General features: G+C 68.0%; 17 protein-coding genes. 12 read left to right on the top strand and 5 right to left on the bottom strand.

Annotation, left to right across the window (positions count from 1 at the left end):
- Window position 1: 1 nt before the first annotated feature.
- The 3 genes from scpA to ACEWX3_RS16045 are packed head-to-tail and all read left to right on the top strand — an operon-like array spanning window position 2 to window position 4,604.
- Window positions 2-2,254, top strand: coding sequence for a methylmalonyl-CoA mutase (gene scpA / locus ACEWX3_RS16055; RefSeq protein ID WP_374157063.1), 2,253 nt, complete (start codon window positions 2-4; stop codon window positions 2,252-2,254).
- A gap of 4 nt (window positions 2,255-2,258) precedes the next feature.
- Window positions 2,259-3,254 carry a methylmalonyl Co-A mutase-associated GTPase MeaB gene (gene meaB / locus ACEWX3_RS16050; RefSeq protein WP_207066548.1) on the top strand — a complete coding sequence of 332 codons (996 nt, stop codon included), beginning with the start codon at window positions 2,259-2,261 and terminating at the stop codon, window positions 3,252-3,254.
- 54 nt (window positions 3,255-3,308) lie between these two features.
- Complete coding sequence (locus ACEWX3_RS16045; protein ID WP_286182887.1) at window positions 3,309-4,604, top strand: serine hydrolase domain-containing protein; 1,296 nt, start codon at window positions 3,309-3,311, stop codon at window positions 4,602-4,604.
- A gap of 77 nt (window positions 4,605-4,681) precedes the next feature.
- Here ACEWX3_RS16045 and ACEWX3_RS16040 read toward each other — a convergent pair whose 3' ends face one another.
- Together ACEWX3_RS16040 and ACEWX3_RS16035 are read right to left on the bottom strand one after the other, a co-directional pair.
- Window positions 4,682-5,416, bottom strand: coding sequence for a hypothetical protein (locus tag ACEWX3_RS16040; RefSeq protein WP_207066547.1), 735 nt, complete (start codon window positions 5,414-5,416; stop codon window positions 4,682-4,684).
- 55 nt (window positions 5,417-5,471) lie between these two features.
- Complete coding sequence (locus ACEWX3_RS16035) at window positions 5,472-5,855, bottom strand: XRE family transcriptional regulator (protein ID WP_207066546.1); 384 nt, start codon at window positions 5,853-5,855, stop codon at window positions 5,472-5,474.
- A 136-nt stretch (window positions 5,856-5,991) separates the two neighbouring features.
- Between ACEWX3_RS16035 and ACEWX3_RS16030 the strand changes: the two genes are divergently transcribed.
- Both ACEWX3_RS16030 and ileS read left to right on the top strand, forming a co-directional pair.
- On the top strand, window positions 5,992-6,597 hold the full coding sequence (locus tag ACEWX3_RS16030) for a hypothetical protein (protein WP_207066545.1): 606 nt from the start codon (window positions 5,992-5,994) through the stop codon (window positions 6,595-6,597).
- A 276-nt stretch (window positions 6,598-6,873) separates the two neighbouring features.
- Window positions 6,874-10,005 (top strand): isoleucine--tRNA ligase, encoded by a 3,132-nt coding sequence (gene ileS / locus ACEWX3_RS16025; RefSeq protein WP_374157062.1) that lies wholly within the window; start codon window positions 6,874-6,876, stop codon window positions 10,003-10,005.
- A gap of 96 nt (window positions 10,006-10,101) precedes the next feature.
- Here the strand turns inward: ileS and ACEWX3_RS16020 are convergent, their stop codons facing one another.
- Window positions 10,102-10,308 carry an RNA-binding S4 domain-containing protein gene (locus ACEWX3_RS16020; protein ID WP_374157061.1) on the bottom strand — a complete coding sequence of 69 codons (207 nt, stop codon included), beginning with the start codon at window positions 10,306-10,308 and terminating at the stop codon, window positions 10,102-10,104.
- A 31-nt stretch (window positions 10,309-10,339) separates the two neighbouring features.
- Here ACEWX3_RS16020 and ACEWX3_RS16015 point away from each other — a divergent pair, with 31 nt between their 5' ends.
- The gene (locus ACEWX3_RS16015; RefSeq protein ID WP_374157060.1) at window positions 10,340-11,707 is read left to right on the top strand and encodes a DNA polymerase IV; all 1,368 of its coding nucleotides are present in this window, start codon (window positions 10,340-10,342) and stop codon (window positions 11,705-11,707) included.
- 41 nt (window positions 11,708-11,748) lie between these two features.
- Here ACEWX3_RS16015 and ACEWX3_RS16010 read toward each other — a convergent pair whose 3' ends face one another.
- Window positions 11,749-12,684 (bottom strand): asparaginase, encoded by a 936-nt coding sequence (locus ACEWX3_RS16010; protein WP_374157059.1) that lies wholly within the window; start codon window positions 12,682-12,684, stop codon window positions 11,749-11,751.
- A 34-nt stretch (window positions 12,685-12,718) separates the two neighbouring features.
- Between ACEWX3_RS16010 and lspA the strand changes: the two genes are divergently transcribed.
- The 6 genes from lspA (at window position 12,719) to ACEWX3_RS15980 (ending at window position 20,910) form a co-directional block, all read left to right on the top strand.
- Window positions 12,719-13,483 (top strand): signal peptidase II, encoded by a 765-nt coding sequence (gene lspA, locus ACEWX3_RS16005; protein WP_374159873.1) that lies wholly within the window; start codon window positions 12,719-12,721, stop codon window positions 13,481-13,483.
- Complete coding sequence (locus ACEWX3_RS16000; protein ID WP_283613045.1) at window positions 13,480-14,409, top strand: RluA family pseudouridine synthase; 930 nt, start codon at window positions 13,480-13,482, stop codon at window positions 14,407-14,409. The genes lspA and ACEWX3_RS16000 overlap by 4 nt, the downstream gene beginning before the upstream one ends.
- Window positions 14,406-15,296: an EamA family transporter RarD gene (gene rarD / locus ACEWX3_RS15995; RefSeq protein WP_374157058.1), complete on the top strand. Its 891-nt coding sequence runs from the start codon at window positions 14,406-14,408 to the stop codon at window positions 15,294-15,296. Before ACEWX3_RS16000 ends, rarD begins: the two co-directional genes overlap by 4 nt.
- Before the next feature lie 54 nt (window positions 15,297-15,350).
- The gene (locus tag ACEWX3_RS15990) at window positions 15,351-16,025 is read left to right on the top strand and encodes a TetR/AcrR family transcriptional regulator (protein WP_374157057.1); all 675 of its coding nucleotides are present in this window, start codon (window positions 15,351-15,353) and stop codon (window positions 16,023-16,025) included.
- A gap of 104 nt (window positions 16,026-16,129) precedes the next feature.
- Window positions 16,130-19,696: a DNA polymerase III subunit alpha gene (gene dnaE / locus ACEWX3_RS15985; RefSeq protein ID WP_207066537.1), complete on the top strand. Its 3,567-nt coding sequence runs from the start codon at window positions 16,130-16,132 to the stop codon at window positions 19,694-19,696.
- Entirely contained in the window at window positions 19,693-20,910 is a 1,218-nt protein-coding gene (locus ACEWX3_RS15980; RefSeq protein ID WP_374157056.1) for an MFS transporter, read from the top strand. Before dnaE ends, ACEWX3_RS15980 begins: the two co-directional genes overlap by 4 nt.
- Window positions 20,911-20,983: 73 nt before the next feature.
- Here ACEWX3_RS15980 and ACEWX3_RS15975 read toward each other — a convergent pair whose 3' ends face one another.
- A complete protein-coding gene (locus ACEWX3_RS15975; protein ID WP_221356925.1) occupies window positions 20,984-21,214 on the bottom strand; it encodes a hypothetical protein in 231 nt (76 codons plus the stop codon).
- Window positions 21,215-21,341: the final 127 nt, after the last annotated feature.

Here is a 21,341-nt window from a genome sequence, read left to right as displayed (position 1 = left end):
GGTGACTGCGACACAACCCAAGATCCAGAGCTTCGCCGACGTCCCGCTGCACGCCGGGGATGCCGTGGCGTCGCCGACCCACGAGCAGGTGGGCGAACACGTTCAGGCCGCGGCAGCAGCCCACGGCTACACCGCCGAGCAGCTCGACTGGGCCACTCCGGAGGGCATCGACGTCAAACCCGTCTACATCGCCGCCGACCGCGACGAGGTCGTCGATGCCGGCTTCCCGCTGGCCAGCCTGCCCGGGGAGCCGCCGTTCGTGCGCGGTCCCTACCCGACCATGTACGTCAACCAGCCGTGGACCATCCGCCAATACGCGGGTTTTTCCACCGCGGCGGAGTCCAACGCGTTCTACCGTCGCAACCTGGCGGCAGGACAGAAGGGTCTGTCGGTGGCCTTCGACCTGGCCACCCACCGCGGCTACGACTCCGATCACCCGCGCGTCGCCGGTGACGTCGGGATGGCCGGGGTGGCCATCGACTCGATCCTGGACATGCGTCAGCTGTTCGACGGCATCGACCTGTCCGCGGTGAGTGTGTCGATGACGATGAACGGCGCGGTGCTGCCGATCCTCGCGCTGTACGTGGTGGCCGCCGAGGAACAGGGCGTACCGCCGGAGAAACTGGCCGGGACCATCCAGAACGACATCCTCAAAGAGTTCATGGTCCGCAACACCTACATCTATCCGCCGAAGCCGTCGATGCGGATCATCTCCGACATCTTCGGCTACACCAGCGTGAAAATGCCCAAGTTCAACAGCATCTCGATCTCGGGCTACCACATTCAGGAAGCCGGGGCCACGGCCGACCTGGAACTGGGATACACGTTGGCCGACGGCGTCGAATACATCAAGGCGGGTTTGGACGCCGGACTGGACATCGACAAGTTCGCCCCGCGGCTGTCCTTCTTCTGGGGCATCGGCATGAACTTCTTCATGGAAGTCGCCAAGCTCCGCGCCGGGCGGCTACTGTGGAGCGAGCTGGTCGGGCAGTTCGATCCCAAGAACCCGAAATCGCGGTCGCTGCGGACCCATTCGCAGACCTCGGGCTGGTCGCTGACCGCGCAGGACGCCTTCAACAACGTCGCTCGCACCTGCATCGAGGCGATGGCGGCGACCCAGGGGCACACCCAGTCGCTGCACACCAACGCCCTCGACGAGGCGTTGGCGCTGCCGACGGACTTCTCGGCGCGCATCGCACGCAACACCCAGCTGCTGCTGCAGCAGGAGTCGGGCACCACCCGGCCCATCGATCCGTGGGGCGGTTCGTACTACGTGGAGTGGCTGACCCACCAGCTCGCCGAGAAGGCCCGTGCGCACATCGCCGAGATCGCCGAGCACGGTGGCATGGCTCAGGCGATCAACGAGGGCATTCCCAAGATGCGCATCGAGGAGGCCGCCGCGCGCACCCAGGCCCGCATCGACTCCGGGCAGCAGACCGTCATCGGGGTCAATCGCTACCAGGTCGACGAGGACCACGAGATCGAGGTCCTCAAGGTCGAGAACAGTCGGGTGCGTGCCGAGCAGATCGCCAAGCTCGAGCGGCTGCGAGCCGAACGTGACAACGACGCGACCGAGGCCGCACTGGCCGAGTTGACCCGGGCGGCGGCCGCGACCGGCGCCGCCGGGGAAGACGGTCTGGGGAACAATCTGCTGGCGCTGGCGATCAACGCGGCCCGAGCCCAGGCCACGGTCGGCGAGATCTCCGACGCCCTGGAGAAGGTGTACGGCCGGCACCAGGCCGAGATCCGGACCATCGCCGGGGTGTACCGAGACGAGGTGGGGATGGCCAGCAACGTCAGCAGCGCCACCGAGATGGTGGAGAAGTTCGCCGAGGCCGACGGCCGGCGGCCCCGCATCCTGGTCGCCAAGATGGGGCAGGACGGGCACGACCGCGGTCAGAAGGTCATCGCCACGGCGTTCGCCGACATCGGTTTCGACGTCGACGTCGGCTCGCTGTTCTCCACGCCTGACGAGGTCGCGCGGCAGGCCGCGGACAACGACGTGCATGTCGTCGGTGTCTCGTCGCTGGCCGCCGGCCACCTGACGTTGGTGCCGGCGTTGCGGGACGCCCTCGCCGAGGTCGGCCGCCCCGACATCATGATCGTCGTCGGCGGCGTCATCCCGCCGGGCGATTTCGAGGAGCTCTATGCGGCGGGGGCCACCGCCATCTTCCCGCCCGGTACCGTCATCGCAGACGCCGCGATCGGCCTGCTCGACAAGCTCGCGCACCGCCTCGGCTACACCCTCCAGTAGCGCGATGAGCCCATCGGTCAGCGAGCTCGCCGCGGCGATCCGCGACGGTGACCGCTCCGCGCTGGCTCGGGCCATCACGCTGGTCGAATCAACCCGCGCCGACCACCGCCAGACCGCGCAGGAACTGCTGCTCGAGCTCATGCCCGAGGCCGGCCGCGCGTTGCACGTCGGCATCACCGGCGTGCCGGGAGTCGGTAAGTCGACGTCGATCGAAGCGCTCGGCATCTACCTGATCGAACAGGGTCACCGGGTCGCCGTCCTGGCGGTCGACCCGTCGTCCACCCGCACCGGTGGTTCCATCCTGGGAGACAAGACCCGCATGGCCAAGCTCGCCGTGCACCCCGACGCCTACATCCGGCCGTCGCCCACCTCGGGCACGCTCGGCGGGGTGGCCAAGGCGACACGCGAGACCATCGTGTTGCTGGAGGCTGCCGGATACGACGTCATCCTGGTCGAGACGGTCGGGGTCGGGCAGTCCGAGGTGACGGTTGCCAACATGGTCGACACCTTCGTCTTCCTGACCTTGGCGCGCACCGGAGACCAACTGCAGGGCATCAAGAAGGGTGTGCTCGAACTCGCCGACATCGTCGTGGTCAACAAAGCCGACGGTGAGCATGCGGTGGAGGCGAAGTCGGCCGCTCGCGAGCTCGCCGGTGCGATCCGGCTCATCTATCCGCGTGAAACGCTCTGGCGGCCACCGGTGTTGACGATGAGCGCGCTGCAGGGAACCGGGCTGACCGAACTGTGGGACACCGTTCTCAAACACCGCGAAGTGCTCACCGAGGCAGGGGAGTTCGAGGCGCGTCGACGCACCCAGCAGGTGCAGTGGACATGGTCGATGGTCCGCGACACGGTGCTCGACCGGGTGTTGTCGAGTGCCGGGGTGCGCGCGATTCGCGACGACGTGGAGCAGAAGGTGCGCGACGGTGAACTGACCCCGGCGCTTGCTGCGCAGCAGATCCTCGAGGCGGTGGACTGGCCGGCCAAAGCCGACGGTTAACAAATGGGTAACACCTGTCTACTTTGCCGCCCGGCGGGGTAAATTCAAATCATTGTGACGTCCGTCAACTTCGGGGAGCGCAACGTGGCGCCCTCACAGAGCATCGACGGCGCACCGCTGCCCCGAGGGGTGCAGGGCGCCGCCGACGAGAACTTCATGCTGGCGGTGCGCACGTTCGCGCAGATGTTTCCCTGGCGACGGCTCGGCGGCGGAGCTTTGTCGGTGTACCTCGACGGCGAGCCGGTCGTCGACGTCTGGACCGGCTTCCGTGACCGCCGCGGTTCTCAGCACTGGACGGCCGACACCGGGACCATGGTCTTCTCGGCCACCAAAGGGGTAGCGGCGACCGTCATCCACCGCCTGGTCGACCGCGGGCTGATCGACTACGACGCCCCGGTGGCCGAGTACTGGCGGGCGTTCGGCGCCAACGGCAAGTCGACCATCACCGTCCGCGACGTTCTGCGGCACCGATCCGGGCTGTCCCAGTTGAACGGCGTGCGAAAGGCCGACCTGCTCGACCATCTGCGCATGGAGGAGCGCCTCGCCGCGGCCCCGATGAGTTGGTTGCACGGCAAGCCCGCCTACCACGCGCTCACCTTCGGCTGGCTGCTGTCCGGGCTGGCTCGGGCCGTGACCGGAACCGGTATGCGGGAACTCATGCGCACCGAGGTGGCCGAGCCGCTGGGCACCGACGGTCTGCACCTGGGCCGGCCCCCGGCGGGAGCAGCCACCCACGCCGCACAGATCATCGGCCCGCAGAGCGCGCTGCAGAACCCGCTGTTCAACATGGTGGCGCCGCACGTGGCTGCGCTGCCGTTCTCCGCCGCGTTCGGCGCGATCTACTTCCCGGGCGTCAAAGCCATGGTTCAGGGCGAAACGCCGTTGCTGGACAGTGAGATCCCGGCCGCCAACGGGGTGGCCACCGCGCGGGCGCTGGCCCGCATGTACGGCGCCATCGCCAACGGCGGCCAGATCGACGGTGTCCAGTTCCTGTCCCCGGAGACCACCGCCGCGCTCGTGGGGCGGCCCAGCCTGCGTCCCGACCACAGCATGGTGATGCCGCTGTCGTTCCACCTCGGCTACCACGGGCTGCCCTTCCCCGGCGTGCTGCCCGGGTTCGGGCACGTCGGGCTCGGAGGTTCACTGGGTTGGGCCGACCCGGCAACCGGTCTGGGGTTCGGCTACGTCCACAATCGGTTGCTGACCCCGCTGGTCGCCTCCGACCAGGCTGGCTTCGTGGCCACCGCGGCACTGATCCGGCGCGGAGCCGCCGCGGCCCGCCGGAACGGGTACCGCGCCGTGCGCGAGTTCGGGGCGCCCTACGCCCCGGCCACGGCGACGGCCGTGTGATTCGACCAGGGCCTGATTCGCCGCCCGCGGCTGGTGTTCTATTCGCCGCCCGCGGCGGTAGCCTGATTCGCCGGTCCTCAGCTGTTGGCCCGCGTGAACCACTTCGTCTTGATCCGCCAGGAGTGCGCCGACGTCAGCGCGAACGCGGCGCCGCAGGCGCAGGCGAAGAACCACACCAGCGTGCTGCCCTGCACGGTCTGAAGCGTCGGCACCAACGCGGTGATGATGCGGACCACGCACGCCATGATGCCCATCGCCGAGGCGAACAGATAGACGTTGGCGATGTGGCGCGACCGCGGGTCGGTGCGCAGGATGAGCAGCGCGCGGGCCCCGTATCCCAGCAGGTAGATCAGCATGCCGCACAGCAGCAGCCAGTACATGTTGAGCCAGAAGTCCGTCGGCACGTCGAAGAAATCGGGCCGGTAGATCGCAGCACCGTTGCCCATCCAGAACAGCGCCAGCAGCACCGGGATGCACAGTGTGGCGGGTCGTTCGACGAACTGCCGGAAGCGCTGGTGCATGGCGTTGTCCTGCTCCAGCCGGCCGAGCGTGTTGTACACCACCGCCGACGCGGCGACGATGTAGGCGTCGTGGCCCAGGTAGTCCTCGAGGTTCCATTTACCGGTCAGCGAGTAGAGCCAATGCCCGAGCGTCTGCGACGCCAGCGGCGACATCAGCAACACCGCCAGCCCCTGCAGGGCGATGTTCAGGGTGGCCGCGACCTCCCACCGGCAGGACCAGGTGACGCGACGAATCCACAGGCTCCACGCGATGCACATCAACGTGATCGCGATGAGAGTTGCCAGAGCCATGGGGTGTCGCCTTCGAGCTGAGCCTGATCAGCAAACAGTGTATGCGGTCAGACGCCTACAGGGGGGGAGCGTCGAACCGCGGTGTCAGCTCGGAGAGCTTGGGACGACGCCGTGTGTCGGTGGTGGTGCGCGCGCGAACCGCCGTGTCGATGCCGCGGCCGGGACCGTCCACGGCGGCCGTCGACTCGATGTACTGCCATACCTCTTGCCTGCTCATCAAGCCGAACTGGATCTGCAGATCGGGGTAGTTGAGCTGGAAGCGATCGGCGACCAGGCGCAGCTCTTCGGCGCTGGGGTAGTCGGCCTCTTTGATGCGCCGGTAATACGTGCTGCTGGAGATGCCCAAGGCGTCGAAGAGGTCTTTCGCGTCGATCTCTCCGTCGAGGAGGTAGTCGAGCAGCGCCTTGAGCTGTCTACCGTTCTCGTCTGTCCGTGGCATCTGACCACCATAAACTGCGTTCCGGCAAATGGGGAGAGTCACCCGGCAAACGGATAACACAATCTTAATTGACACGGCCGTCACAGTTCTGGGACCACTCTCCCATATCTGGGACATTCGCTGTACGGTTGGCTGCATGGTCGCTCCGTACATGGCTGACGAGGTCAGAAACACTCTCGTCGCCTCCGCACCGGAATCGCTGGTTGTTGTCGATCACGCCGCGGCAGACGGCGAAGCTCGGCAATTCGAGAATGTGGTCACCCCACCGTCGAGCGAACTGTCCGCAGAGCTCGACTCGTCGGCGGAATGGCTCGGCGTGACGGTCGAGGAAATCCTGCTGGCCGCCCTCGGCCGGACCTTCGGACGGACCCGCGGCGACGGGGCTGTCGTCGTCGACGTCGCGGCGGGTCAACCCGGACTGTGCCGGCGGGTGTCGCTGCTGTGCGCGGCCGGTGCGCCGATGGGGCCGACCGAGATGTTGCAGGGTGCGCACAACAGCCTGATCGCGGCGTCCAGCCATCCCGACGCGCGCGCCGAGATCCTGCTCGACGTCACCGGCGCCGGCGCGACCGGCCAGAGTCCGCGGGCGTTGGAGCTGCGCGTCGCACGCCAGTCTGACGACCTGCACATCCAGTGGTGCTACGACCCGAGCCGTCTCGACCGGTACTCGGTCGAGGAGATGGCCGAGCAATTTCCGTTGGCGCTGATCGAGATCACCTCGGACGCCGCTGCGCCGCTGTGATGTGAGTTGAGCGGGCCGGCCCGCTAAACTGAGCGCCATCGGCGTCGATCCGGCCATCACCGGGGAGCCTTCGGAAGAACAGCCGTGTCCGGTGCTACCGGCCACGGCCCAGTAGAGCCGAACGGGTGGGCCCGTCATCGCCTTCAGTGGAGCGGCGCGCGACAGTGCGCGCAAGCGGGGTGGTACCGCGGCGCTCGCGCACCGGCGCGACGTTCGTCCCCGTGCCTTGACGACGACATCGTCGTCCACAACGCCGAGGCACAGGAGACGACGCACGTGACCGCATATCCGAAGCCCGCCGCCGGGGCGCCGAGTTTCCCGGCGCTGGAAGCCGATGTGCTGGACTACTGGGAACGCGACGACACGTTCCGGGCGAGCATCGCCCGTCGGGACGACTGCCCGGAGTACGTGTTCTACGACGGCCCACCGTTCGCCAACGGCCTGCCCCACTACGGTCACCTCCTGACCGGCTACGTCAAGGACATCGTTCCCCGTTACCGCACCATGCGGGGCTACAAGGTGGACCGTCGCTTCGGCTGGGACACCCACGGCCTGCCCGCCGAACTCGAGGTGCAGCGCCAGCTCGGCATCACCGACAAGGCCCAGATCGAAGAGATGGGCATCGAGAAGTTCAACGATGCCTGCCGTGCGTCGGTGTTGAAGTACACCGGCGAATGGCGCAACTACGTCACCCGCCAGGCACGCTGGGTCGATTTCGACAACGACTACAAAACCCTCGACATCGGCTTCATGGAGTCGGTGATCTGGGCGTTCAAACAGCTGTGGGACAAAGGTCTGGCCTACGAGGGCAACCGGGTGCTGCCGTACTGCTGGAACGACGAAACCCCGCTGTCCAGCCACGAACTGCGGATGGACGACGACGTCTACCAGAATCGCCAGGATCCGGCGCTGACGGTGGGGTTCCGCATCGACGGGGGAGCAGCAGACCTGGTCGGCGCGCATCTGCTGGTGTGGACCACGACGCCGTGGACGCTGCCCTCCAACCAGGGCGTCGCGGTCAACCCCGAGGTGACCTACGTCGTCGTGGAGAAGGACGGCCGCCGCTACGTGCTCGCCGAGGCCCGGGTGGCCGCCTATGCCCGCGAGCTCGGCGAGGAGCCGACGGTGCTCGCCACGTTCTCCGGGGCCGAGCTGATCGGCGTCCACTACGTGCCGCCGTTCCCGTACTTCATGGACTCGGCCAACGCATTTCAGGTGCTGCCGGCCGACTTCGTCAGCACCGACGACGGAACCGGTCTGGTGCACCTCGCCCCGGCCTACGGCGAAGACGACATGGCCACTGCGCAGGCCGCCGGTATCGCAGCCGTCACGCCCGTCGACGCCAAGGGCCGGTTCGACGCAGGCGTGCCCGACTACGCCGGGCAGCACGTGTTCGACGCGAATCCGCAGATCATCCGCGATCTCAAAGCCGGATCCGGACCTGCGCAGGCCAACGGCGCGGTGCTGCTGCGCCACGACACCTACGAGCACTCCTACCCGCACTGCTGGCGCTGCCGCAATCCGCTGATCTACCGGGCGGTGTCGTCGTGGTTCATCAAGGTCACCGAGATCCGCGACCGCATGGTGGAGCTGAACCAGCAGATCACCTGGTACCCGGAGCACGTCAAGGACGGCCAGTTCGGCAAGTGGCTGGCCGGCGCCCGGGACTGGTCGATCTCTCGGAACCGCTACTGGGGCACGCCGATTCCGGTGTGGAAGTCCGACGATCCGGCGTATCCGAGGGTCGACGTGTACGGCAGCCTCGACGAACTCGAGCGCGACTTCGGGGTGCGGCCGGACAACCTGCACCGCCCGTTCATCGACGAGTTGACCCGGCCGAATCCGGACGACCCGACCGGCCGCTCGACGATGCGCCGGATCGAGGACGTGCTCGACGTGTGGTTCGACTCGGGATCGATGCCGTATGCGCAGGTGCACTACCCCTTCGAGAATCGCGAGTGGTTCGACGGCGCGGCCGGCGCGGAGGCCCATTTCCCCGGCGACTTCATCGTCGAGTACATCGGCCAGACCCGTGGCTGGTTCTACACCTTGCACATCTTGGCCACCGCGTTGTTCGACAAGCCGGCGTTCCGGACCTGTGTGTCGCACGGCATCGTGCTGGGCAACGACGGCCAGAAGATGAGCAAGTCCCTGCGCAACTACCCCGATGTCACCGAGGTGTTCGACCGGGACGGTTCCGACGCGATGCGCTGGTTCCTGATGGCCTCACCGATCCTGCGGGGCGGCAATTTGATCGTCACCGAGCAGGGCATCCGCGAAGGGGTGCGGCAGGTGCTGCTGCCCCTGTGGAATGCCTACACGTTCCTGGCGCTCTACGCGCCGAAGAAGGGCGCGTGGCGCACCGACTCGACCCACGTGCTGGACCGCTACATCCTGGCGAAGCTCGCGGTGCTGCGCGACGACCTGACCGTCGCGCTGGACGAATGCGACATCTCGCGGGCGTGCGATCAGCTGCGCCAGTTCACCGAAGCCTTGACGAACTGGTACGTGCGCCGGTCGCGGTCACGGTTCTGGGATGAAGACGCCGACGCCATCGACACCCTGCACACGGTGCTGGAGGTGACGAGCAGGCTGGCCGCGCCGTTGTTGCCGCTGATCACCGAGGTCATCTGGCGGGGAGTCACCGGCGAGCGTTCGGTTCACCTGTCGGACTGGCCGCAGTCCGATGTGCTGCCTGCCGATCCGCAGCTGGTCGCCGACATGGACCTGGTGCGCGAGGTGGCCTCCACCGGTTCGTCGCTGCGCAAGGCCAAGAAGCTGCGGGTTCGTTTGCCGCTGCTCAAACTGACTGTGGCGGTCGACGATCCGGGCCGACTCGCGGCGTTCGCCGACCTGATCTCCGACGAGCTCAACGTCAAGGCCGTCGAACTCACCGATGACATCGCCGCACACGGACGATTCGAGCTCACGGTCAACGCGCGGGTCGCGGGTCCCCGCCTCGGCAAGGACGTCCAGGCGGCGATCAAGGCGGTGAAGGCCGGCGAGGGCGTGGTCAACGCCGACGGAACGCTGACCGCGGGTCCTGCGGTGCTGTTGCCCGAGGAGTTCAGCTCCCGGCTGGTCGCTGCGGACCCGGAGTTCACCGCGGCACTGCCCGACGGAGCAGGGCTGGTCGTGCTCGACGGAAACGTCACCCCCGAGCTGGAAGCCGAGGGGTGGGCCAAGGACCGCATCCGCGAGCTGCAGGAGTTGCGCAAGGCCACTGGCCTCGATGTGTCCGACCGGATCAGCGTCACGATGGCGGTACCGGCCGACAAGTTGGCCTGGGCCCAGACCCACCGGGATCTGATCGCCCACGAGATCCTCGCCACCCGCTTCGAATTCGGCGAGACCGCCGACGGTGCCGACATCGGCGACGGGGTGCGGGTCGCGCTGCAGAAAGCGTGAGGTTCGCCGCCGTGCAGCGGCGGCCGGGGGGCGCGAGCGTGCAGCCACGGTTGTGATTTCGGCGTGCGAACGACCGTACGCGCACGCTCGCGGTGATCAGCCCACCCGCGCGGTCCGGCCGGCGAACTCGACGACGTCGCCGGCGCGGAGCTGACGCCCGCGGCGGGTCTCGACGTCACCGTTGACGCTGACCTGACCGTCGGCGATGACCGCCTTGGCATCGGCGCCGCTGTCGATGAGGTTGGCCAGTTTGAGGAACTGGCCCAGCCGGATCGACTCGTCACGGATAGGCACGTCGGACACGACCGCAACGGTAGCGCCTACGATTCGCCCTGTGGGCGCGCGATGGGTCCTGCACCTGGACATGGACGCGTTCTTCGCGTCGGTGGAGCAGCTCACCCGTCCCACGTTGAAGGGTCGTCCGGTACTGGTCGGGGGTCTGGGCGGACGTGGGGTGGTGGCCGGCGCCAGCTACGAGGCCCGGGTGTTCGGCGCCCGGTCGGCGATGCCCATGCACCAGGCGCGGCGCCTGGTCGGCGCCGCGGCGGTGGTGCTGCCGCCTCGCGGCGTCGTCTACGGTCTGGCCAGTCGGCGGGTGTTCGAGACGGTTCGGGCCACGGTGCCCGTGCTCGAGCAACTGTCGTTCGACGAGGCGTTCGGCGAACCCGGTGCGCTGGCCGGCGCCTCGCCGGCGCAGGTCGAGCAGTTCTGTCAGCGGCTTCGCGCCGAGGTGGCGGCCGTCACCGGCCTGGTGGCCTCGGTGGGCGCCGGGTCTGGCAAGCAGATCGCCAAGATCGCATCGGGCCTGGCGAAACCGGACGGAGTCACCGTGGTGGCGCGGGATGAGGAGGCGGCTCTGCTGCACGGCCTGCCGGTGCGCAAACTGTGGGGCATCGGACCGGTGGCCGAGGAGAAGCTGCATCGCCTCGGCATCGAGACCATCGGCGGGTTCGCGGCGCTGTCCGACACCGAGGTCGCCAACATCCTCGGACCCACCGTCGGCCCGGCGCTGCACAGGTTGGCCCGGGGCATCGACGAGCGTCCGGTGGCCGAGAACGCCCCGGCGAAACAGATCAGTGCGGAGTCCACGTTTGCGCAGGACCTGACCACGCTGGACCAACTCCGTGATGCGGTCGGGCCGATCGGTGAGCACGCTCACCGCCGGCTCCTCAAGGACGGTCGGGGCGCCCGCACCGTGACCGTGAAACTCCGCAAGTCCGACATGAGCATCCTCACCCGCTCGGCCACGCTGCCCTACGCCACCACCGATGTGGCGACACTGACCGCCATGGCGCGACGGCTACTGCTCGACCCGATCGAGATCGGGCCGATCCGCCTTGTGGGGGTTGGCTTCTCGGGTCTGTCGGACGTGCAGCAGGAGTCGCTGTTCCCGGACCTGGAGCTGGCCGCAACCGAGCACACGGCGAGCGTCGCCGCGTCGTCGGCGGTGGCGCCCGAGGGCGAGCAGCTTCCGGCCTGGCGGGTCGGCGACGACGTGGTGCACGCCGACTACGGGCATGGCTGGATCCAGGGGGCCGGCCACGGGGTGACGACGGTGCGATTCGAGACGCGCAGCACCGGGCCGGGCACCGCCCGGACGTTCAGCGCAACCGATCCGGCACTGTCGCGGGCCAATCCCGTCGACAGCCTGGACTGGCCACAATTCGTCGAGGAGACGTCGCGCTACCAGAGCACGCCGTAACGGGAGCACGGAACGGTCGCCCGGCTCCGGTCACCGGCCTGTCACCCCCAGCGGGTGAGGGCGTCTTCTGCGGAGACCCCGGCGGCCAGCGCGCCCATCAGCAGTATCCGCGCCTGGGGCGGCCGCAGGGTCGGCACGACGACGGCTCCGGCGTCGAGCAGATCACGACCCGGGCCGTACCCGGCATGCACCCGGCCGGCGGGAACGCGGGTGGACACCGCGACCGTGACACCGTCGGCGGTGAGCCTGCCCACCGCGTCGATGACGGCCGCGCCGGCGTTGCCCGACCCCAACGCCTCGAGCACGATTCCGCGGGCACCGGCCGCAGCGCACGCGCCCAGCGCCACGCCGTCGGCTCCCGGATAGACGGCGACGATGTCGACTCGCGGCGCCGAACGTGCCGACAGTGCGCCGAGGCTGGGACGGTCGGCCCGGTCTCCATCGGCCATGAAGGTGTGGTCGGCGACCGTGCCGAGCGTCCGCCCGGTGAAACCCTGCAAGCCTGCGGTGGCGACCTTTTGTAGCCCCAGCGCAGCGAACACCGTGCCGGCGAAGCAGACCGTCACGCCCAGGTCGCGTGCGGCCGGGCTGGCGGCCACGGCCAGCGCATCGCGCAGATTCGCCGGCCCGTCTGCGTCGGGGGAGTCGGCGCTGTGCTGCGCGCCGGTCAACACCACCGGTGGCGATCCCGGGTGCACCAGTTGCAGCCACAACGCGGTTTCTTCCATCGTGTCGGTGCCGTGGGTGATCACTATCCCGTCAATGGCGGCGTCCGCCGAGGCGCGCCGTACCGCTGCGGCCATCACGTCCCAGTCCTCGGGGCGCAGCTGCGAGCTGTCCACCGCCATCAGGTCGATGACCTCGACATCGAGCCCCTCGGTCAGATCTGCGCCGGACCGGCTGGGACGCTTGACCCCACCAGCATCGGCGCTGGTCGAGATCGTGCCACCGGTGGCGAGGACGAGGAGGCGACCCATGGGTGGGATTCTTCCCCACCTGTGCTTTGCGATGATGGGGGGCGTGACTGACGAATCCTCCAGCCCGGCCGACCCGGCGGCCGGTGACGCGGCGCCTCGGGATCCCTCGCCGCCGCGCCGGCTGCGCCTTCTGCTCGGCGTCGCCGGAGTCGTACTCGTGCTGGACATCGTCACGAAGGTGTTGGCCGTCGAGCTGCTGACGCCAGGTCAGCCGGTGTCGATCATCGGTGACACCGTGACCTGGACGTTGGTGCGCAATTCCGGTGCGGCGTTCTCGATGGCGACCGGTTACACGTGGGTGTTGACGTTGGTGGCCACCGGTGTCGTGTTCGGCATCATCTGGATGGGGCGCCGGCTGGTGTCACCGTGGTGGGCGATCGGCCTGGGGCTGATTCTCGGCGGGGCCATGGGCAACCTGGTCGACCGCTTCTTCCGGTCGCCGGGCCCGCTGCGCGGCCACGTGGTGGACTTCCTGTCGATCGGGTGGTGGCCGGTGTTCAACGTGGCCGACCCGTCGGTGGTGGGCGGCGCGATCCTGCTGGTCGTGTTGTCGCTGTTCGGATTCGATTTCGATTCCGTCGGGAGGCGTCAGGCGGACGGCGGCGAGGGTTCCGTCGGGAGGCGTCAGCCGGACGGCGGCGACGATCCGGTCGGGAGGCGTCAGCCGGACGGCGGCGACGATCCGGTCGGGAGGCGTCAGCCGGACGGCGGCGACGATCCGGTCGGGAGGCGTCAGCCGGACGGCGGCGACGATCCGGTCGGGAGGCGTCAGCCGGACGACGAGTCGGGTCGGGAATGACGACACGGTCGATGCCGGTGCCGGAAGGCCTGGCCGGTATGCGCGTCGATGCCGGTCTGGCCAGGCTGCTCGGCCTGTCGCGCACCGCGGTTGCGGCGTTGGCCGAAGAGGGCGGCGTCGAGGTCGACGGCGTGCGTGCGGCCAAATCGGACAAGCTGCCGGCAGGGGCTTGGCTGGAGGTGCGGCTGCCCGACGCGCCGCCGCCGGTGGAGAACACCCCGGTCGATGTCGAGGGCATGGACATCCTGTACGCCGACGACGACATCGTCGCGGTGGACAAGCCGCCCGGGGTCGCGGCGCATGCGACGGTGGGCTGGCACGGGCCCACCGTGCTGGGTGGACTGGCCGCGGCCGGCTTCCGGATCAGTACCTCGGGTATCCACGAGCGGCAGGGCATCGTGCACCGTCTCGACGTCGGTACCTCGGGGGTGATGGTGGTCGCGTTGTCCGAGCGGGCGTACACGGTGCTGAAGCGGGCCTTCAAGCAGCGCACCGTCGAGAAGCGCTATCACGCACTGGTGCAGGGGCACCCTGACCCGTCGAGCGGAACCATCGATGCACCGATCGGCCGGCACCGCGGCCACGACTGGAAGTTCGCCGTCGTCGAGGACGGCCGCCACAGCGTGACGCACTACGACACGCTGGAGGCGCACCAGGCGGCCAGCCTGCTCGACATCGAACTCGAGACCGGACGCACTCATCAGATCCGGGTGCACTTCGCCGCGCTGCACCACCCATGCTGCGGGGACCTCACGTACGGCGCGGACCCGACCCTGGCGAAACGGCTCGGACTGGAACGTCAGTGGCTGCACGCCTGCTCGCTGGCCTTCGCGCATCCAGCCGACGGCCGCCGGCTGGAGATCACCAGCGACTATCCGGCTGATCTGCAGCATGCGCTCGACGTGCTTCGCAACCAACAGCTGTGAGGTCGGGACTGCTGTTCGGGTTCGGCGCCTATGCGATGTGGGGGCTGTTCCCGGCGTTCTTCCCGCTTCTGAAGCCGGCCGGCGCCGTCGAGATCTTGGCGCACCGCATCATCTGGAGCTTCCTGTTCCTGCTGGTCGTGGTGGCGGCGGTCCGGCGCCTCGGTGACGTGCGTCGGCTCGACCGGCGCACCTGGCTGTTGCTGACCGCGGCCTCGGCGTTGATCGCGGCGAACTGGGTGATCTACGTGTACGCGGTGAACAACGGTCACGTCGTCGACGCCGCGCTCGGGTACTTCATCAACCCGCTGGTCTCGATAGCGCTGGGGCTGTTGATCTTCCGGGAACGGCTGAATCGGTGGCAGCTGAGCGCGCTGGTGATCGCCGTCGTCGCGGTCATCGTGTTGACGATCAATGTCGGGGCACCTCCGGTGATCGGCCTGGGGCTCGCGTTGTCGTTCGGCATGTACGGCGCGGTGAAGAAGTCGGTGTCCACCGACCCGCGCGTCAGCGTCGGCATCGAGGCGGGCCTGGCGACGCCGTTCGCGCTCGCCTATGTCGGGGTCACCGCCGCCGCCGGGCATGCGACGTTCACCGGTCACGGCGGCACACACGTGGTGCTGATGATCCTGGCCGGCGTGCTCACCGCGCTGCCGCTGCTGCTGTTCGCCGCTGCGGCGCAGCGGCTGGCGATGGTCTCGTTGGGGCTGCTGTTCTACATGACCCCGGCGATGCAACTCAGTTGGGGCGTGTTGGTCGGGCACGAACCGATGCCACCGGCGCGGTGGTTGGGCTTCGCGCTCATCTGGCTGGCGCTGGCGGTGTTCACCGTCGACGCGGTGCGGCGCGCACGCTCCGACCGGCGCACAATACAGACCACAGCAGCCTGAGAATTTGCGATCGGCGCGATTGACCCCCCAATAGCTATGCAATAACGTTTGCTCGTGGAGACTGTCAGCTCGGCCGGCGAGCGCCCTCGGGGCCGCGGCCGCCCGGTGGGGGCTGATTCCGAGAACACGCGCCGCGGGATCCTGGTCGCGGCGCGGGGCGTCATCACCGAACGCGGTTACCAAGCGGCGACGTTCCAGCAGATCGCGCTGCGGGCCGGGGTGAGCAGGCCCACGCTGCACTATTACTTCGGCAGCCGTGAGCAGATCTACGACGTACTCCTCGCCGAGGTCCACCACGCCATGATGGGTTGCGTCGCCGAAGCCCAGCAGCAGGTCGGCCTACGCGACCAGTTGGCCAGCTTTCTCGGGTCGTTGCAGCGGTGGAGCCTCGAGGATGCCGACACGCTGCGGTTCCTCGTCGCGGCGCGGCTGGAACACCACCGTGGACCACATCGGGCCGAGGCCGCGGCGCGCATCTTCGCCGCGGTGCATTCTTTCTACGATTCTGTGGTCGTCGAGGCGATGCGGCGTGGCGAGTTGCCGTCCGACATCGACGCTGCCGCGGTGGCGGACATGCTGGCCGGGTTGTTCTGGGGCGCGGGGTTTCATGCCGGTTTCCTTCGGCACAGCACCTCCGACTACGACGCCGGTGGTGTTGCCAGGCAATTGTTGACCCTGTTCGAGAGCGGATTGCTGGAATCGCCTGTCGCGGCGCACATCGACGCGTGAGCGGAACCGGGCGGGGGCCGGTGGGGCCGGGTCGTCGACCGCTGCGAGACACGCACCGCGACACGCCGCGCACTGTCGGTGGGCGGCCATAGACTGGCTGGCCTATGAGTGGTTCAGACGGGCGGTCTCCAGGGTCTTCAGGGTCTTTTGTGCATCTGCACAACCACACCGAGTATTCGATGCTCGACGGTGCCGCGAAGGTCAAGCCCATGCTGGCCGAGGCGCAGCGGCTGGAGATGCCCGCGATCGGGATGACCGACCACGGAAACATGTTCGGGGCCAGCGAGTTCTACAACGCCGCTACCGACGCCGGCATCAAACCGATCATCGGGATCGAGGCCTACATCGCCCCGGCGTCGCGTTTCGACACGAAGCGGGTGCTCTGGGGCGACCCGAGCCAGAAGTCCGACGACGTCTCGGGCAGCGGCGCCTACACGCACATGACGATGGTCGCCGAGAGTGCCACCGGGCTGCGCAATCTGTTCAAGCTGTCTTCGCTGGCGTCCTTCGAGGGCCAGCTCGGCAAGTGGTCACGGATGGATGCCGAGGTGATCGCCGAACACGCCGAGGGCATCATCGCCACGACCGGGTGCCCGTCGGGAGAGGTGCAGACCCGGTTGCGACTCGGGCACCAGCGGGAGGCGCTGGAAGCTGCAGCGAAGTGGCGCGAGATCTTCGGCCCGGAGAACTTCTTCCTCGAATTGATGGATCACGGCCTCGACATCGAGCGCCGCGTCCGCGAGGGACTGCTGGAGGTGGGGCGCAAACTCAACATCCCGCCGTTGGCCACCAACGACTGCCACTACGTCACCCGCGACGCCGCGCAGAACCACGAGGCGCTGCTGTGCATCCAGACCGGCAAGACACTCTCGGACCCCAACCGGTTCAAGTTCGACGGCGACGGTTACTTCCTCAAGTCCGCTGCCGAGATGCGGGCACTGTGGGACGACCAGGTCCCGGGCGCCTGCGACTCGACACTGCTGATCGCCGAGCGCGTCACGTCCTACGCCGACGTGTGGGAGCCGCGCGACCGGATGCCGATCTTCCCGGTTCCCGACGGTCACGACCAGGCCTCCTGGCTGCAGCACGAGGTGATGGCGGGACTGGAGCGGCGCTTCCCCGGAGCGGTCGGCCAGGACTACATCGACCGGGCGAACTACGAGATCAAGGTCATCTGCGACAAGGGCTTCCCGTCGTACTTCCTGATCGTCGCGGACCTCATCAACTACGCAAAGTCCGTCGACATCCGGGTGGGCCCCGGGCGTGGTTCGGCGGCCGGTTCCCTGGTGGCCTACGCGCTGGGCATCACCAACATCGACCCCATCCCGCACGGCCTGCTCTTCGAGCGGTTCCTCAACCCCGAGCGCCCGTCGGCGCCCGACATCGACATCGACTTCGACGACCGTCGTCGCGGCGAGATGCTGCGGTACGCGGCCAACAGATGGGGTAGCGACCGGGTCGCCCAGGTCATCACCTTCGGCACCATCAAAACCAAAGCCGCGCTGAAGGATTCGGCGCGCGTGCACTACGGCCAGCCCGGGTTCGCGATTGCCGACCGGATCACCAAGGCGCTACCACCGCCGATCATGGCCAAGGACATCCCCGTCTCGGGCATCACCGACCCCAACCACGAGCGGTACAAAGAAGCCGCCGAGGTCCGAGCCCTCATCGACACCGATCCCGACGTGCGGACCATCTACGAGACCGCCCGCGGGTTGGAGGGTCTGGTCCGCAACGCCGGGGTGCACGCCTGCGCGGTGATCATGAGCTCCGAACCGCTGATCGACTCGATCCCGCTGTGGCGCCGTCCGCAGGACGGCGCGGTGATCACCGGCTGGGATTACCCGTCGTGTGAGGCCATCGGTCTGCTCAAGATGGACTTCCTCGGGCTGCGGAACCTGACGATCATCGGCGACTGCATCGAGAACATCAAAGCCAACCGGGGTGTCGACCTCGATCTGGAGTCGCTGGAACTCGACGACCCCAAGGCTTACGAACTTCTCGGTCGCGGCGACACGCTCGGCGTGTTCCAGCTCGACGGCGGGCCCATGCGCGACCTGCTGCGCCGCATGCAGCCCACCGAGTTCAACGACATCGTCGCCGTGCTCGCGCTGTACCGGCCCGGACCGATGGGCATGAATGCCCACAACGACTACGCCGACCGCAAGAACGGCCGCCAGCCGATCAAACCGATTCACCCCGAACTCGAGGAGCCGCTCTCGGAGATCCTGGCCGAGACCTACGGCCTGATCGTCTACCAAGAGCAGATCATGTTCATCGCCCAGAAGGTGGCCTCCTACACCATGGGCAAAGCCGATGCGCTGCGAAAGGCCATGGGCAAGAAGAAACTCGAGGTGCTGGAGGCCGAGTACAAGAGCTTCCACGAAGGCATGACCAACAACGGCTTCTCCGAGGGTGCGGTGAAGGCGTTGTGGGACACCATCCTGCCGTTCGCCGGATACGCGTTCAACAAGTCACACGCGGCCGGTTACGGGTTGGTCTCGTACTGGACGGCTTACCTCAAGGCGAACTATCCGGCCGAATACATGGCCGGTCTGCTCACCTCGGTCGGCGACGACAAGGACAAGGCAGCGGTGTATCTGGCCGACTGCCGCCGGCTCGGCATCACCGTGCTGCCGCCGGACGTCAACGAGTCGGTGCAGAACTTCGCCTCGGTCGGCAACGACATCCGCTTCGGGCTCGGTGCGGTGCGCAACGTCGGGGCCAACGTGGTCTCGTCGCTGGTGAGCACGCGGACCGAGAAGGGCAAGTTCACCGACTTCTCCGACTACCTCAACAAGATCGACATCGCAGCGTGCACGAAGAAGGTCACCGAATCGCTGATCAAAGCCGGCGCCTTCGACTCGCTCGAGCATCCGCGCAAGGGTCTGTTCCTGGTCCACACCGACGCCGTCGACTCGGTGCTGGGCACCAAGAAGGCCGAGGCGATGGGACAATTCGATCTGTTCGGCGGCGGTGACGGCGCCGACGCAGGGGAGTCGGTCTTCACGATCAAGGTGCCCGACGACGAGTGGGAGGACAAGCACAAACTCGCGCTCGAGCGCGAAATGCTCGGCCTCTACGTCTCCGGTCACCCTCTCAACGGCATCGCCCACCTTCTCGCCGCACAGGTCGACACCCAGATCCCGGCCATCCTGGACGGGGACATCGCCAACGACACCCAGGTGCGGGTGGGTGGAATTCTGGCCTCGGTGAACCGGCGGGTCAACAAGAACGGCCTGCCGTGGGCCTCCGCCCAGATCGAGGATCTGACCGGCGGTATCGAGGTGCTGTTCTTCCCTCAGACGTACTCGATGTTCGGTGCTGAGATCGCCGACGACGTCGTGGTGCTGATCGGGGCGAAGGTGGCGATCCGCGATGACCGGATCTCGCTGATCGCCAACGAGCTGATCGTGCCCGACTTCTCCAGCGCCCAGGTCAACCGTCCCGTCGCGGTGAGCCTGCCGACCCGGCAGTGCACGGTCGACAAGGTCACTGCTCTCAAGCAGGTGCTGGCCCGCCATCCCGGCACGGCGCAGGTGCACTTGCGGTTGATCAGTGGTGAGCGCATCACCACCCTCGAACTGGATCAGTCCCTGCGGGTGACCCCGTCCTCGGCGTTGATGGGTGATCTCAAGGAGCTGCTGGGTCCGGGCTGTCTGGGGGGATGACGCCACGGTCGGGGGTGGGATTGAGCGCCTGGCGGTTCGTCACCACCTTCGGCCTGATCAGCCTGCTCGCCGACATCGTCTACGAAGGCGCGCGGTCGATCACCGGGCCGCTTCTGGCTTCGCTCGGAGCGACCGCCGTCGTCGTGGGTGTCGTGACGGGGGTGGGCGAAGCGGCGGCGCTGCTGTTGCGAATCGTGTCCGGACCGTTGGCCGACCGGACGGGGCACTTCTGGGCCTGGGCGATCAGCGGCTATTTCCTGACCGTGGTCACGGTGCCCTTTCTGGGGCTCGCCGGTGCGGTCTGGGTGGCCGCAGTGCTGGTGATCGCCGAACGGGTGGGCAAGGCCGTGCGCAGTCCCGCCAAGGACACGCTGCTCTCGCATGCCACGGCGGTGACCGGCCGGGGCCGCGGGTTCGCGGTGCACGAGGCGATGGACCAGGTCGGTGCCTTCGTCGGCCCCCTCGCGGTCGCGGGCATGCTGGTGATCTTCGGGGGCGACTACCGCCCCACGTTCGCCCTTCTCGCGCTTCCCGGGGTCGCCGTGCTTGTCCTGCTGCTGTGGCTGCGGGCCCGGGTACCCGAGCCCGCAGCCTACGAGGTCATCGCGGCGACGGAGTCTTCATCTGCGTCTGACGGTGCGCAGCTCTTTGTGCGGGCTCTACCGCGCGCCTTCTGGGTGTACGCGGGATTCTCGGCGGCCACGATGGTCGGCTTCACGACTTTCGGTGTCCTGTCGTTTCATCTGGTCGATCGGCGGATCGTGTCGGTGGCGCTGGTCCCGGTCATCTACGCGACCGCGATGGCCGCTGATGCGGTCGCGGCGTTGGCCACCGGCTGGATGTATGACCGCCGGGGTGCACGCGTCTTGGTGGCACTGCCGCTGCTGGCTGCCCTCGTGCCGGTCTTCGCGTTCCAGGGCGCCGTGTCTTCGGTGGTGATCGGGGCTGTGCTCTGGGGCGCGGCGGTCGGCATCCAGGAGTCCACGTTGCGTGCCGTCGTCGCTGACCTGGTGGAGCCGGCCCGACGGGCCACCGCCTACGGGGTGTACGCGGCCGTCATCGGCGTCGCGGCAGCAGCCGGCGGAGCATTGACGGGTCTGTTGTATTCACAGTCCGTCGGTGCGCTGATCGCCGTCGTCATCGCCATCCAGGTGGCCAGTTTGTCGGTGCTGCCTGCGGTTCGCCGCGCAACGCACTCGCCGGGGCGGGTGTGAGGCGGCATGAGCACTGCCACAGGAATCGCCCGAGACCCCGCCGGCTTCAGCCGGCGTGCTGTTCGGCTGGGCTTCAGTGGCCGGCGGGAGCTGTCAACCCCGACACGATCCAGACCACTGCGGCGACACCGGCACCGCTGAGCACCGCCGGGGCTGCCGACGCGGTCGCGACCGCGACGACAGTGAACACCAGCAGGCCGAGAACCAGGGCCACGACCTTGAAGGTGGGCCAGGGCACGCCGGCAATCGACACCGTCGACGCAGGACGGGTCACCACATCGCGCAGGTGGTGGACAGTGGTCATGGTTTGACGATAGCTCGCAGGAAAGTTTTCGGCCACCCGAAACGCCGTTTTCGGCGCGTCCTGTCATAGGGTTCACGGGGTGGCGCCGAATTTCGATTTTTGCCGGTCGAGCCCGGGGTGGCACCAT

This window comes from Mycobacterium sp. G7A2, assembly GCF_041902445.1.
Classification (GTDB): Bacteria; Actinomycetota; Actinomycetes; order Mycobacteriales; family Mycobacteriaceae; genus Mycobacterium.
This window is presented reverse-complemented; position numbering and strand designations above follow the sequence as displayed.